Origin of the sequence: Methylosinus trichosporium OB3b, assembly GCF_002752655.1 — a bacterium.
GTDB classification, from domain to species: Bacteria; Pseudomonadota; Alphaproteobacteria; order Rhizobiales; family Beijerinckiaceae; genus Methylosinus; species Methylosinus trichosporium.
On the sequence record NZ_CP023737.1, the window covers coordinates 45,421 to 58,682 of the forward strand.

Annotated in this window: 14 protein-coding genes; 6 read left to right on the forward strand and 8 right to left on the reverse strand. The window is 68.0% G+C overall.

The window, feature by feature from the left end; translation table 11 throughout:
* The first annotated feature begins 2 nt into the window (after positions 1-2).
* Positions 3-1,043, forward strand: coding sequence for an amino acid ABC transporter substrate-binding protein (locus CQW49_RS00190; RefSeq protein ID WP_024749417.1), 1,041 nt, complete (start codon positions 3-5; stop codon positions 1,041-1,043).
* 20 nt (positions 1,044-1,063) lie between these two features.
* Here CQW49_RS00190 and CQW49_RS00195 read toward each other — a convergent pair whose 3' ends face one another.
* Positions 1,064-1,891, reverse strand: a complete 828-nt coding sequence (locus tag CQW49_RS00195; RefSeq protein WP_003615427.1) for an RNA methyltransferase — start codon at positions 1,889-1,891, stop codon at positions 1,064-1,066.
* A gap of 292 nt (positions 1,892-2,183) precedes the next feature.
* On the opposite strand from CQW49_RS00195, the gene rpsU reads away from it, so the two are divergent.
* Positions 2,184-2,423 (forward strand): 30S ribosomal protein S21, encoded by a 240-nt coding sequence (gene rpsU, locus CQW49_RS00200; RefSeq protein WP_003615425.1) that lies wholly within the window; start codon positions 2,184-2,186, stop codon positions 2,421-2,423.
* An 87-nt stretch (positions 2,424-2,510) separates the two neighbouring features.
* Entirely contained in the window at positions 2,511-3,368 is an 858-nt protein-coding gene (locus CQW49_RS00205; protein WP_003615424.1) for a tetratricopeptide repeat protein, read from the forward strand.
* A gap of 89 nt (positions 3,369-3,457) precedes the next feature.
* Here the strand turns inward: CQW49_RS00205 and CQW49_RS00210 are convergent, their stop codons facing one another.
* The 4 genes from CQW49_RS00210 to CQW49_RS00225 form a co-directional block, all read right to left on the reverse strand.
* Complete coding sequence (locus tag CQW49_RS00210; protein ID WP_024749416.1) at positions 3,458-4,804, reverse strand: IS4 family transposase; 1,347 nt, start codon at positions 4,802-4,804, stop codon at positions 3,458-3,460.
* Between the two features lie 154 nt (positions 4,805-4,958).
* Entirely contained in the window at positions 4,959-5,786 is an 828-nt protein-coding gene (locus CQW49_RS00215; RefSeq protein WP_003611271.1) for an alpha/beta hydrolase, read from the reverse strand.
* Positions 5,787-5,790: 4 nt separating this feature from the next.
* Positions 5,791-6,492, reverse strand: a complete 702-nt coding sequence (locus CQW49_RS00220) for a TerC family protein (RefSeq protein ID WP_003611269.1) — start codon at positions 6,490-6,492, stop codon at positions 5,791-5,793.
* Between the two features lie 111 nt (positions 6,493-6,603).
* Positions 6,604-7,320: a GyrI-like domain-containing protein gene (locus CQW49_RS00225; RefSeq protein WP_003611268.1), complete on the reverse strand. Its 717-nt coding sequence runs from the start codon at positions 7,318-7,320 to the stop codon at positions 6,604-6,606.
* A 138-nt stretch (positions 7,321-7,458) separates the two neighbouring features.
* Between CQW49_RS00225 and dapF the strand changes: the two genes are divergently transcribed.
* From dapF to CQW49_RS00240, 3 genes are read left to right on the forward strand one after another with little or no spacing between them, the layout of a single operon-like run.
* Positions 7,459-8,325, forward strand: coding sequence for a diaminopimelate epimerase (gene dapF, locus CQW49_RS00230; protein ID WP_003611267.1), 867 nt, complete (start codon positions 7,459-7,461; stop codon positions 8,323-8,325).
* Positions 8,322-9,524, forward strand: a complete 1,203-nt coding sequence (locus CQW49_RS00235) for a MiaB/RimO family radical SAM methylthiotransferase (protein ID WP_003611266.1) — start codon at positions 8,322-8,324, stop codon at positions 9,522-9,524. Before dapF ends, CQW49_RS00235 begins: the two co-directional genes overlap by 4 nt.
* Before the next feature lie 32 nt (positions 9,525-9,556).
* Positions 9,557-9,856, forward strand: a complete 300-nt coding sequence (locus tag CQW49_RS00240) for a hypothetical protein (protein ID WP_003611264.1) — start codon at positions 9,557-9,559, stop codon at positions 9,854-9,856.
* A gap of 308 nt (positions 9,857-10,164) precedes the next feature.
* Here the strand turns inward: CQW49_RS00240 and CQW49_RS00245 are convergent, their stop codons facing one another.
* The 3 genes from CQW49_RS00245 to pdxR are packed head-to-tail and all read right to left on the reverse strand — an operon-like array spanning position 10,165 to position 12,943.
* Positions 10,165-10,518 (reverse strand): DUF2200 domain-containing protein, encoded by a 354-nt coding sequence (locus CQW49_RS00245; protein WP_003611262.1) that lies wholly within the window; start codon positions 10,516-10,518, stop codon positions 10,165-10,167.
* Between the two features lie 16 nt (positions 10,519-10,534).
* Positions 10,535-11,407 carry a serine O-acetyltransferase gene (gene cysE / locus CQW49_RS00250; RefSeq protein WP_003611261.1) on the reverse strand — a complete coding sequence of 291 codons (873 nt, stop codon included), beginning with the start codon at positions 11,405-11,407 and terminating at the stop codon, positions 10,535-10,537.
* A gap of 27 nt (positions 11,408-11,434) precedes the next feature.
* Positions 11,435-12,943, reverse strand: a complete 1,509-nt coding sequence (gene pdxR / locus CQW49_RS00255) for a MocR-like pyridoxine biosynthesis transcription factor PdxR (RefSeq protein ID WP_003611260.1) — start codon at positions 12,941-12,943, stop codon at positions 11,435-11,437.
* Positions 12,944-13,262 lie beyond the last annotated feature (319 nt).

Sequence of the window (13,262 nt, forward strand, 5' to 3'; positions counted from 1 at the left end):
GGATGCTTGCCCGCTTGTCCTGTCTCGTCGCGGCGATGTTCGCGCTGCTCCTTCCTCTCGCGCCGGCGCGCGCCTCCGGCCTCGCTGTCCGCGCCGCGACGTTGGGGCAGGTGACCGAGCGCGGCCGTCTGCTCTGCGGCGTCGGCGCCGGCCAGCCCGGCTTCGCCCGACAGGACGAGAAAGGCGAGTGGAGCGGGCTCGACGTCGACTTCTGCCGCGCCGTGGCGGCGGCGATCTTCGACGATCCGTCTCGCGCCTCGATCGTCGCGCTGACGCCGAAGGAGCGGCTGAAAGCGCTACAGACGGGCGAGGTCGATCTTCTCGCGCATGGCGCCGCCTGGACGCTGGCGCGCGACGCCGGGCAGGGGGTCGCCTTTGTGGCGACGCTCTTCTTCGACGGGCAGGGCTTTCTCACCGCCCGCAAGCGCGCCGCCCAGTCGCGGCGCGATCTTGCGGGGCTGTCGATCTGCGTCCAGCAGGGCACATCCTTCGAGCTCGATCTCGTCGACGGCCGGCGCGCCAGCGATAAGCCGGTCGAGCCGCGGCTGTTTCCGAGCTTCGAGGAGGCGGCGGAAGCCTATGCGCAGGGCCAGTGCGACGCGCTGACCGCGGATCTGTCGACGCTCGCGGCCGAGCGCGCGCGGCTCGAGGCGCCGGACCGGCACGCGATCCTCGCCGAGCTCATCGACAAGGAGCCGCTCGGGCCGATCGTGCGCCAGGGCGACGCGCAATGGTTCGACGTCGTGCGCTGGACCTATTTCGCCATGCTCGACGCCGAGGAGCTCGGCGTCGCCTCGACCAATGTCGACGAGGCGCTGAAATCGGCCGATCCGCGCACGCGCCGCCTGCTCGGCGTCGAGGGCGGGCGCGTCGAAGGCTTCGGCCTCGAGCCCGACTGGGCCTATCGCATCGTCAAGCATGTCGGCAATTACGGCGAGGTCTTCGAGCGCAATCTCGGCCATGGCTCGCCGCTCGGTCTCGACCGCCGCCTCAACGCGCTGTGGACCGAGGGCGGTCTGATGTATGCGCCGCCGGTGCGATGAGGGGGCTTTCCGTCGCCGCGCTACTCGGGCTCGGAAGGATTGCGCCGGCTCGCCTTCTTGGGCTCGCGGCGCGGGCCTTCGATGAGGCGGACCACCATGCCCCGGAGCGTGCGAACATCTTGTTCGGTCAAGCCCATGCGATGAAACATGTTGCGCAAATTGCGCGACATCACCGGCTTCTTGGTCTCGGGACGAAAAAACTGTCGCTCATCGAGCTCACGCTCGAGAAAATCGAAGAAAGAGAGGGTCATCTCACGTGTCGCCGGCGGCGAGCGCTCGCTGTTGTCGAAGGGAATGGCGTCGCCATGAGCGGCGCGGAACCATTCATAGCCGGTGAGCAGCACCGCCTGCGCCAGATTGAGCGACGCATAGGCGGGATTGACCGGAAAGGTGAGAATCGAATCGGCGAGCGCGACCTCGTCATTGTCGAGACCGGTGCGCTCGGGGCCGAATATCACGCCATGGCGCTCGCCGGCGGCGATTCGCGCCACGGTCTGCGGCAGAGCGGCGGCCGGGGTGGTCACCGGCTTCATCTGGCCGCGCTCGCGCGCGGTGGCGGCGTAGACGAAGGTAAGATCGGCGATCGCCTCCCGCGCCGTCTCATAGAGCTTGGCGCTGTCGAGCAGAAAGGCTGCGCCGGCGGCGGCGGAATAGGAGGCCTCGCGATAGACTGGATCGCGCGTCGGCCAGCCCTCGCGCGGGGCGACGAGGCGCAGGTCCGAAAGGCCGAAATTGGCCATGGCGCGCGCGCACATGCCGATGTTCACGGCGAGCTGCGGGCGCACCAGCACGATCGTGGGGCCGCCCTCGATCTTGGGCCTCGTATGGTCGGTTCCGGCGCCGGTCAAGGATGTCCTCTCTTCACAGCTTCGCGCGGGGAGCAGCCTCCCGGGCGCTTGCGTCTACGTCTCGCCCCATAACACGAACGGCGCGGAGCCTCGCCCATTCGCGCGCGCCTCTCGGCGGATTCGGTTTTTCCCGAGCCGCCCGCGGTGGACAATCCCCGGCGACTCTGTTATCCCGCTTTTCCTACGGATCAGGCGCTCCGTTAGCGCCCGATGGGCTATTATCACTCCCGCGTTATAGCCGCCAAACGCACTCCAACCGGGGCCGCCGCGTCCCTAGAAACAGGATCGCTTCGTGCAAGTTCTCGTCCGCGACAATAATGTCGATCAGGCTCTCAAGGCGCTGAAGAAGAAGATGCAGCGCGAAGGCATTTTCCGCGAGATGAAGCTCCGCGGCCATTATGAGAAGCCCTCGGAGAAGCGGGCGCGCGAGAAGGCCGAGGCGGTGCGCCGCGCTCGCAAGCTCGCCCGCAAGAAGCTGCAGCGCGAAGGCCTGCTGCCCGTCAAGGCCAAGCCGGCCGCCGGCGGCCGCTGAGTTCTCGTTCGGCCCGGCCGTCCTCGCGGCCCTGCCGACATCGTCAGCGCAACACGCGCGTTTCGTCTCGGCTCCGGGAGGAACGGAATGGAATTGCCGCTCGCGCCGGCGGTTCGCCGGATGTCTCCGGAGACGCTGCGTCGCCTCGGCGCAGGTCTGGCGCTGCTTCTGCTCGCCGGCTGCGAGACCGCTGGCATGCTGCGTCCGCCGGGTCGCGGCTTCGCCGAGACCGAAGTCGGCGATCCGAAAGCCGCCTCGGCCAATATCGAATCGCTGTCCGAGGTGATTCGCCGCAATCCGAGCGCCGAGGCGTTCAACACGCGGGGCGTCGCCCACGCCAAGGTCGGCCAGTTCCAGGAGGCGATCGCCGATTTCTCGCAGGCGATCCAGTCCGACCCCAATAGCGCCGCCGCCTTCACCAATCGCGCGCTGGCCTTCCGGCAGATCGGCCGCAGCGATCAGGCGCGGCTCGATTTCGACCGCGCCATCACTGTAAGCCCCAATCACGCCCCGGCCTATATCGGCCGCGCCAATCTTCTGCGCGCGCAAGGCAATCTCGACGAGGCGCTGATCGATCTCGATGCGGCGATCCGTCTCAATCCCGAGAGCGCACAGGCGTTTCACGCGCGCGGGCTGATCCATCAGAAGCGCGGCGACAATCTCCGCGCGGTGACGGATTTCGACAACGCCATCGATCGCGATCCCTTCGCCGCAGCGCCTTATCAGGCGCGTGGCGAGAGCCTCGTCGCCCTCGGCAAATACGACAAGGCGATCGAGGATTTCAACGCCGCGCTCAATGTCGACAACAAGAGCGCGCCGGCCTGGGCTTGGCTCGGCCTCGCCTATGATCGCCAAGGCAATCGCGCCAAGGCCGCGGAATCTTATCAGCGCGCGCTGTCGATCGATCCGAACCAACCCGTCGCCAAGCAGGGCGGGCGGGGCTGAGGCGGCGGACGCCGTCGCCTTTTTCCGAGGTTTTCGCGCAGAGCCAACGGCGCTTGCCGCCCCTCTCCCCGCCTGCGGGGCTACGGGATTCACGGAAACGCTTTGGCTGTTGCGATGGCGTATCCGGCGAGCATGGAGGCGAGGCGGTTCCATCCGTCTCGCATCGTCTTGGGGCCGGGCGGCTTGTAGTAGCAGTTCCAGCCTCCCAAACGGGCTGTGATCCAAGCGAGCCATGCGAGCGAGCCCTTCTCATGCGGGTTCTTCTGCCGTTCCGTCTTGCCCTCCAAGGTCTTGCCGATCGCCTCGAGCGGCTCGACCAGGGCCTCGTCGACGACGTCGCCACAGGAGCGCGGGCCGCCGTCGCGCGCGTCGACCAGTTGAATGATGCGAGCCGCCGCTCCGAGGGCCACCGCCGAGAGCCGCATCAACCGCTCGGCGTCGACGATCTGGCTGTCCTCGAGCGCGAGCCCGTCGCTTTTGAGGGTGCGGAACAATTGCTCGATCCGCCAGCGCAAGCGATAGCAACGCACGATCTCGCGCGCCTGTTCGGCGGTTTCGGCCGCATGGGTGGTCAGGAGCCGCCACAGCAGCGAAGCGACGCCTTCCGGCGGCTCGATCTCGCGCGCCTCCACCAGCGTCAGCTCGACAGCCGGCGCGCCCGTCTTTTCCTTCGCGGAGAGGGAGGCCGGGGCGAGGAGGCGGACGCGGACCGCGCGCAGCTCGACCCTGGCGAGGCGCCCTTTGTCGCCCGGCCCGCGCGGCGCGACCTTGGTCATTGTCGTCGTCAGCGGCGCGGCCGCGGCGGCCGCCTCGAAGAGAGAGCCGCCTTCGATACGGCGATCCTGGGCGGCGCGCACGACGAGATGGACGCCCTCGGGACGCCGCGCGAAAAGCTGGAAGATGTCGCTCTCGCGGTCGCCGACGACGGTGACTTCGGCGGCCGCGCCGAGCTGCTCTGCGGCGCTCGCGCAGCCTTCGAGCCAGCGCGCCGATTCCTTGTCCTCGAAAGCGCGGCCGCGCCGCGCCGGCGCCTTCGTCTGCGGACGCGTCCAGATCCGCGCGTCGACGAGGCCGACTACGGCCTCGTCATCGGCGTCTATGGCCAGCACCGGATGGATGAAGAAGCCAGGATCGCATCCATTGCCGGCGGGCCCCAGGCCGCGACGCTTGGCCGAGCGGCCGGCGAAATTGATCTCGCTCGTATCCTGTGCGGCCACCACCCGGCGACCGGCGCAGCGCTCCGCGGTGCGCGCGCCCAGCGTCTCCATGATCGCCTCGACCGAGGCGAAGCCGGACGACAGGAAGCGATGGGCGCGCATCTCGCCGCTGCGCGAGGCCCCGACCTTACGCAAGGTCAGCGACCCCGTCGCCGCGATCTGCTCCATCAGCCAGTCGCCGCTGCGCTCGACACGAATGTCGCCGACCCCAAACCCCATGACCCGCCTCCGATCCGATTCGCTCGGACCTGTGAAGCGCAAATGCAACGCTTTGGGAATCGCTTCCGTGAACTCCGTAGGCCTGCGGGGAGAGGCGGCGGCGGACGCCGTCATCTTTGTCCGACGTTTGCGCGAGCCAACGGAGCCTGCCGTCTTACCGCTCCACTGTCTGCGTCGCGTCCAGCGTCGCATCGATCCAGGCGAAGAGGCGGGGGTAAATCTCCTCGCGTCCGAGCACGAGATGGCCGGCTCCGGGAGCGAGGATGAAGCTCTTCGGCTCGTTGGCGAGATCGAACAGCCGCCGGCCGAGCGCGATCGGCACGACCGCATCCTTGTCGCCATGGGCGATCAGCAGCGGCACGCGCACCTCGCGGATGGCGAGATCGGAGCGGAACTGGTCCGCCATCAGCCAGCGCACCGGGATCAGCCCATAGCGCGCCTCGGCGACGTCGACGGCCGAGGAGAACGGCGAGTCGAGCACGAGCGCCGCGGATTCATGGGTCGCCGCCAGCGCCGTGGCGACGCCAGAGCCGAGCGATTCGCCGATCAGCACCAGCCGCCGCGCATCGGCGCCGCGGGCGAGCGCCGCGCGATAGGCGGCGTCGGCGTCGCGCATCAGCCCGTCCTGAGTCGGCGCGCCGGTGGAGCCGCCATAGCCGCGATAGGCGACGGCGAGAAAGCCATAGCCGCGCTCGATGAAGCCGCGAAAACGCGGAATGCGGTCGATCAGCGCGCCGGCGTTGCCGTGGAAATAGAGGAGGAACGGCCGCCCCTCGCGCGGCGGGGCGGCCCAGGCGACGAGAGTCTCGCCGTCCTCGGTGGAAAGACGCAGTTCGTCGACGCCGTCGAGCCCGGCTTCGATCGGCGTGACATGGCGCGAATCGGGAAGATATTGCAGGCGGCGCTGAAACAGCGCGAGCGCCGCCGTCGCCGCCAGATAGGCGGCGACGAGCAGGACAGCGGTCGCCTTCAGCGCCAGCATGCGGTCATTGTTCTCCGCCCTGCGCCTTGCTCCGCGCCTCGGCGCGCTCCTCTAGACGCAAGGCGATCCAGCCGGCGGCGAGCACCAGCGCGGCTCCGGCGATCGACGAAGCGAGGTCGAGATGCTCGGGGACGGTCCAGCCGAAGCGCTCCCAGACGGGATCGGTGACGATCAATTCGCCGGCGATCCAGCCGAGCAGGCCGGCGCCGAACCAGACGAGAATGGGAAAGCGCGACAGCGCCTGCATCAGCAGCCCCGCGCCGAACACCACGATCGGCACGGAGACGGCGAGGCCGAAAATGATCAACGGCATGGAGCCGCGCGCCGCGCCGGCGATGGCGATGACATTGTCGAGCGACATCACCGCATCGGCCATGACGATGGCGGCGACGGCGCCCCAGAGATCCTCCTTGGCGGCGACGTTGTGCTCCGTCTCGTCGATGAGCAGCTTGATAGCGACGCCGAGCAGCAGCACGCCGCCGAGCGCCTTCAGCGCCGGCAGGCCCATCATCTGAATGACGACGAAGGCGAATGCGACGCGCAGCAGCACGCCGCCCGCGGCGCCGAGCGCGACGCCCCAGCGCCGCTTGGCCGGTGGCAGCTTATGGCAGGCGAGGGCGATCAGGACGGCGTTGTCGCCGGAAAGCAGGAGGTCGATCCAGATGATCTCGAAGATTTCGAAACCGGCGGTGAACTCGCCATTCATCGGTTTTTATATCCAAGCAGCGCGCGCGGGGCGCGATCGCGCGCGATCATAGACGATCGCCGGCCGCAGGCCAGCAAAAGCGGAACGCCGGCTGGCGGCGTCCGCCGATTCTCACTTCAGGAAGACATAGATGTCGACCTCGAGGCCATCGTCGTCGCTCGTCTGCAGATCGGTGAGATATTCCTCGACGAACAGGTTTTTCGTGTCGAGGCCCTTCTCGTCGAGAAAGGCGGTGATCGCTTCATAGGTCGAATCGATCTCGGCATAGGGGCCGCGATGCTGGAACTTCAGCGCCTTGCCGGCGGGCGAGGCGCCGATCTCGACGCCGCTGTCGAGCTTGGGCTTGCCCTCCGGCGCTTTGGCGAGCGGCAGCATCGCCTCGAAATGGAAGCCATTGTCATCGGTCTCGGTGAAGGCGACGAGCGGGCGGCCGTCCGCCTTCAGTCCCGCTTTCTCGGCCGCGGCCTTCGTTTTGGCCACGGCCTCGCCCAGCGTCTTCAGCCCGTCGGTCCAGGTCCCCTGTCCGCGCAGCCGCGCCACCGGACGCGCCGGAATGTCGATCGCCTGGCCGGCGATCGGATCGACGGGCGATTCGATCGGCGGCTCGACGGTCTCCTGCGCGGCGGGCGCGTCGAGATCGAGCTTGGGCGTCGGCGCCAGCGGGCTCTCGGGCGTGGCGGGAGCTGCGGCGGACGGCGCCTGCGCCACCTGCGCGGGCGCGACGACGGGCGAATCGCCGGCGAATTTTTGCGTTGCGATATAGCCGCCGACCACGACAATGGCGACGAGCGCGGCGAGCCAACCCCAGAGGCCTTTCAGCATCTGCATGAAACTACACTCCTTTTTTGAAAAGCTCTGGCCTGGCCCGAGGCGCAGGCGCGAAAGGCGCCGACGCCGGGGGCGACGGCCTTGGCGCGTCGCGGTCGATTCTTCTATATACTCCTGCAACAGGAAATGAACGTCATCATGACCAGTCCGCTCTCCGACCGGCCGATCCACCGCATGAACGGCGCCGGCAATGAGATTCTGGTGCTCGATCTGCGCGGGGCCAGCCACGAGGTCACGGCGGCCGAGGCGCGCGCCATCGCCCGGGCGTCGGGGCTGCGCTTCGACCAGCTGATGACGCTGCATGAGCCGCGCGCGGCGGGCGCCAACGCCTTCATGCGCATCTACAACAATGACGGCTCACGCTCGGGCGCCTGCGGCAATGGCACGCGCTGCGTCGCTTTCGTCCTCGGTGAGAAGGGGGAGGGCGACGCGCTGCTGCTGGAGACCGACGCCGGGCCGATTCGCAGCTGGCGCCGGGGCGAGACGCTGTTCTCGGTCGATATGGGGGCGCCGAGGCTCGACTGGCGCGCGATTCCGCTGGCCGGCGAAGGCGCCGACACGGCGCGCGTGGCGCTGGCGCCCGCCGTCATCGGCGCGCCGGAGTTCTTCTCGGCGGTGAACATGGGCAATCCGCATGCGGTGTTCTTCGTCGAGGACCCGGCGGCGATCGCTCTCGAAGCGTTGGGCCCGCCCATCGAAACTCATCCGTTGTTTCCCGAGCGCGTGAACGTCTCCTTCGCCAGCGTGCTCGCTCCGGGCGAGATCGCGCTGCGCGTCTGGGAGCGCGGTACCGGCGTCACCAAAGCCTGCGGCTCGGCCGCCTGCGCGACTCTGGTCGCGGCGTCGCGCGCTGGTCTCAGCGGGCGAGAGGCGCGGGTGCGGCTCCCCGGCGGCGATCTCGACATCGATTGGGGCGCCGATGATCATGTGATGATGACCGGCCCGGTCGAGCTCGAATTCGTGACGCGGCTCGATCCACGCATCTTCAGCGAGCAAGAGCGTTGAGCGCGGTCGAGGTCGTCACCTTCGGCTGCCGGCTCAATGTCGTCGATTCGCAGTCGCTGCTGAGCGACGCGCGCGTAAAGGGCGGGGATCTCGTCATCGTCAACACCTGCGCGGTGACGGCCGAGGCGACGCGTCAGGCGCGGCAGGCGATCCGCCGTCTGCATCGCGAGCGGCCGTCGGCCGAGATTGTCGTCGCCGGTTGCGCGGCGCGCATCGATCCGGCGAGCTTTGCGACGATGGCGGGCGTGACGCGCGTGCTCGGCGAGGCGCAGGACGCGCCGCTCGCGCGCAGCGCTTCGGAAGGGCAGACGCGCGCCTTTCTCGCCGTGCAGAACGGCTGCGATCATCGCTGCTCCTTCTGCGTCATTCCGTTCGGACGAGGGCCCTCGCGCTCCGCCGCGCCCGCTGATGTGATCGCCGAGGCGCGGCGGCTCGTCGCCGTGGGGCGGCGCGAGATCGTGCTCACCGGCGTCGATCTCACCAGCTATCGTCATGAGGACGTCACGCTCGGCGCCCTCGCGCGCGAAATTTTGCGCGCGACGCCGCAGCTCGAGCGTCTGCGCCTCTCCTCGATCGACTGTATCGAGACCGACGCCGATCTGCTCGATCTGATGGGCGAGGAGCCGCGGCTCGCGCCGCATCTGCATTTATCGTTGCAGTCGGGCGACGATCTCACCTTGAAGCGAATGAAGCGGCGCCATTCGCGCGCCGACGCCATTCACTTTTGCGCCGAGATGCGCGACGCACGGCCCGACATCGTGCTCGGCGCCGATTTCATCGCCGGCTTTCCGACCGAGACGGAAGACATGTTCGCGCGCACGCTCGATCTCGTCGAGGAATGCGGGCTCACGCATCTGCACGTCTTCCCGTTCTCGCCGCGACCGGGGACGCCGGCGGCGCGCATGCCGCAGGTCGACGGCGCGACGGTGAAGGCGCGCGCGGCGCGGCTGCGCGCCGCGGGCGATGCGGCGCTCACGCGTCATCTCGAGGCGCAGCGCGGCAAGCGGCTGCGCGTCCTGACCGAGCGCGGCGGCCTCGCTCGCGCCGTGGATTTTACGCCGATGCGCACGCCCGGAGCGGAGCCGGGCCTGATGCTCGACATGATCGCGACCGGCCACGACGGCCGGGCGCTGATCGGCGCGCCGGCTCGGGGAGATTTCGCGTTTCGCTATGGATCGAATCCCAGCGATCGAGGTTAGCCTCTCATCGGCGACGACGGTGTGAGGCGATCATGAACACAGCCAATCTTCAGCTCGAGGGACTCTATGCAACGCTCACGGCGCTGTTCGGCGCCTTGCGCGACAAAGGACTGATGCAGCCCGAAGAGATCGACGCTCTGCTCGCCGGCGTCGAGACGCGTCTCGCTTGCGATCCCAACCGCCCGCGCGAGCTGCGCGACGCCAATATCGACGCGATCTGTTTCCCCGCCCGCTTCCTGCGCGTCGCTCTCGCGGGGGGCGCGGTCGGGAAAGACGTCCCGTTTTCGGAGCTCGCGGCGCGCGTCGGCCGCGGCAAGCCCGAGCGCGATTGAAGAGGTCGACATGCGCAGGGCGCGGCGTCGGCTCACGTCATCCGACGCGCGCGAACAGCGAGCCTGAAGGCTCGCTGTTCGAGGGGTGTGAATAGTTCTACTGCGTCATTACAAGCCCATGAACATCGGGGGAGCGTCATTGCGAGGAGCGAAGCGACGAAGCAATCCAGAGCCGCCGCGAAATATCGGAAGATGTCGCCTCACGGCTCTGGATTGCTTCGCTTCGCTCGCAATGACGAGCCCCATTTTCGCTGGGATGCATCAAAAAGATACTGCGTTTGACGCAGTAGAAATAGGATGGCCGGCAATCAATTCGTCCGCAGAATTTTATCCATCGCCTTGCCCCGCGCCAATTCGTCGATCAGCTTGTCCAAATAGCGAATCTCTCGCATGGTCGGCTCCTCGACCTTTTCAACGCGGACGCCGCAGACGACGCCCGTGATCGAAGCGCGCGCGGGATTCATATGCGGCGCCTGCGCGAAAAACGTCTCGAAGTCGGTCCGCTGCTCCAATTGGGCGAGCAGCTCTTGCGCACTATAGCCCGTCAGCCAGGAGATGATCTGATCGACCTCGGCCTTGGTGCGTCCTTTTTTCTCCGCTTTGGCGACATAGAGTGGATAAACGCTCGCAAAGCTCGTCGTATAGATCCGGTGCTTCGCCATAGGCTTCTCGTCGCCGTCAAATCGAATAGCTGAACGAATCATAAGACAGCCGGCTCAGCAGCTGATCCATGTCGCGCGCCGGCTCGGCGCAGCCGGCGGCGCCGATGACGCTCGCCGGCACGCCGGCGACGGTGACATTGCGCGGCACGGGGCGCAGCACCACGGAGCCCGCCGCGATGCGCGAGCAGGCGCCGACCTCGATATTGCCGAGAATCGTCGCGCCGGCGCCGATCATGACGCCATGTCTCACCTTCGGATGACGATCGCCGCTCTCCTTGCCGGTGCCGCCGAGCGTGACGTTCTGCAGGATGGAGACATCGTCCTCCACCACCGCCGTGGCGCCGACGACGAGTCCGGTCGCATGATCGAGAAACACGCCGCGGCCGAAGCGCGCGGCGGGATGAATGTCGGTCTGAAAAGCGTCGGAGGAGCGGCTCTGCAGATAGAGCGCGAAGTCGGTCTGTCCCTTCGTCCACAGACGATGCGCGAGGCGATGCGTCGCGATGGCGTGAAATCCCTTGAAGAAGAGCAGGGGCTCGATGAAGCGCCTGCAGGCCGGATCACGTTCGACGATCGCCTTGACGTCGGCGCGGAAGGCGGCGCCGATCGACGGATCGTCATCGAGCGCACGAGCGAAGGCGTCGACGATGATATCGGCGGGGACGGCGCCATTGCCGAGGCGCGAGGCGACGCGGTGGATAACCGCATCCTCGAAGGACCGGCGATTGAGCACGGATGCGACGACGAGGCTGGCCAGCGCCGCATCGCGGGCCATCGCCTCCGCCTCTTGCCGGACATGGGCCCATAGCGCGTCGCCGGCGACGAGCGCGCGCGCATCCGCAGGCATGCGCGGTTCGTCGCGGTCGGCGGGCTCAGTAGTGGCGTCCATGCGGATCCTCAGTCGCGAAGAGGCGGCTCATATGTGGCGCCTCGCGGCGGCTTCGTCCAGCTCGGCCCGCCCGGCGGACTCCTCGCCGAGCGCGCCGGCGAGGCGCGAGAGGGCGCGCGCGGCCTCCGCTTCGTCGAGGCTGCCGAAGCCGAGGCGCAGGCCGCGGCCCGTCTGCTGCGGCGCGGCGAAGGAGGTCGAGGGCAGCATGCGCACGCCATTGTCCGCGGCGCTCGCCTCGAGCGCGTCGAGCGTCGCCGCATCGGGAAAGGTCGCCCAATAGGCGAGGCCGCCGTCCGGAACCGAATAATCGACGCGGGCGCCGAAGACGCGGCGCAGCGAGGCGCCGAAGGCGTCGCGCCGGCGTGCATAGATCTGCCGCGCCTTGCGCACATGGCGCCGCAACTCGCCGGAGCGGATCAGCTCGGCGACGGCGAGCTCGGTCAGCGCATTGCCCTGGCGGTCGATCGTCGCCGCGACATTGGCGATGGCGCGCGCGACCTCCTGCGGCGCGGCGATATAGCCGACGCGCAGCCCCGGCAGCAGCAGCTTCGACATGGAGCCGACATAGATCGTGCGTCCGGGCGCATAGCTCGCCATCGGCAGCAGCGGCTGCCGCTCGAAGTGAAACTCGTGATCGTAATCGTCCTCGATGATGGCGAAGCGATGCTTCGCCGCGATCTGCAACAGCTTCAGCCGCCGCTCCGGAGTGAGCGAGACCGTGGTCGGAAACTGGTGATGCGGCGTCACATAGACGGCGCGCACATTGCGCCGCGCGCATTCGCGCTCGACATCGTCGACATTCAGCCCTTCGGCGTCGAGCCCGACGCCGATCACCTCGGCGCCCGCGGCGGCGAAAGCGTCGCGCGCCGATGCGTAGGACAGACCTTCGACCAGAACGGCGTCGCCGGGAGAGAGCAGAATGCGCGCGGCGAGGAAAATGCCCATCTGGCTGCCGCGCGTCACGCAAATCTCGTCCTCGCCGACGACGATGCCGCGATGCGTCGCCAGCATCTCGGAGATCATGCGTCGCAGCTCGAGCGCGCCGCGCGGATCGCCATAGCCGAGCCCGCCCGAGCGCGCGGCGCGTCGTCCCGCTTCGCGATGCGCATGCAGCAGTGTCTCGACCGAGAAGAGGCGCGGGTCGGGCAGTCCGTCGTCGATGACGACGCGGTCTTGTCCGGCGAAGACGAGCCGCGGCTCCGGCGGCGCGCGAAAGTCGAATTCGGCGCAGCGCATGTCCGTGCGCGCGGCCTTGCCGGGCTTGGTCTCGGGCAGCTGCGCAGAGACGAAAGTGCCGCGCGTGCGGTCGGTCGAGAACCAGCCCTGCGCGACGAGATCGTCATAGGCGAGCACGATGGTCTTGCGATTGACGCCGAGCGAGGCCGCGAGCTCGCGGCTGCTCGGCAGCGGCGCGCCGGGGACGAGGCGTCCGCGCTCGATCTCGTGAATCAGCGCGTGGACGATCTGCAGATAGAGCGGCGCGCCACGGCGCGCATCGATCCGTTCGGTCAGTTGGAACGTCCAAGGACGCAACATTGGACCCCTCCGTTTCGGCTTTTCGTTGTTGTCGCAGGGCCGCTGCGAGCTTCGATCGGCCGGGGCGGAGATGTCAAGAGAGGGGCTGGACCCTTCACAATCGCGGTGTTGGCGGTTTTCGGCCTGCGCCGCTCCGATAGGCTCTGCGTCGATGGCCCTCGCTATCGGAAGGAACGTCGATCATGCAGACGAAAAGCAACTCGGTCGCGAAAGCGTTGTTCGGAATTGGCGGAGTGCTCGGATTCTTTTTGATCCTGATGCATTCCTTGACGCAATTGTTCCGCTGAAAGCTGTTTCCCTCGCGAGGGGGAAAGCTCGC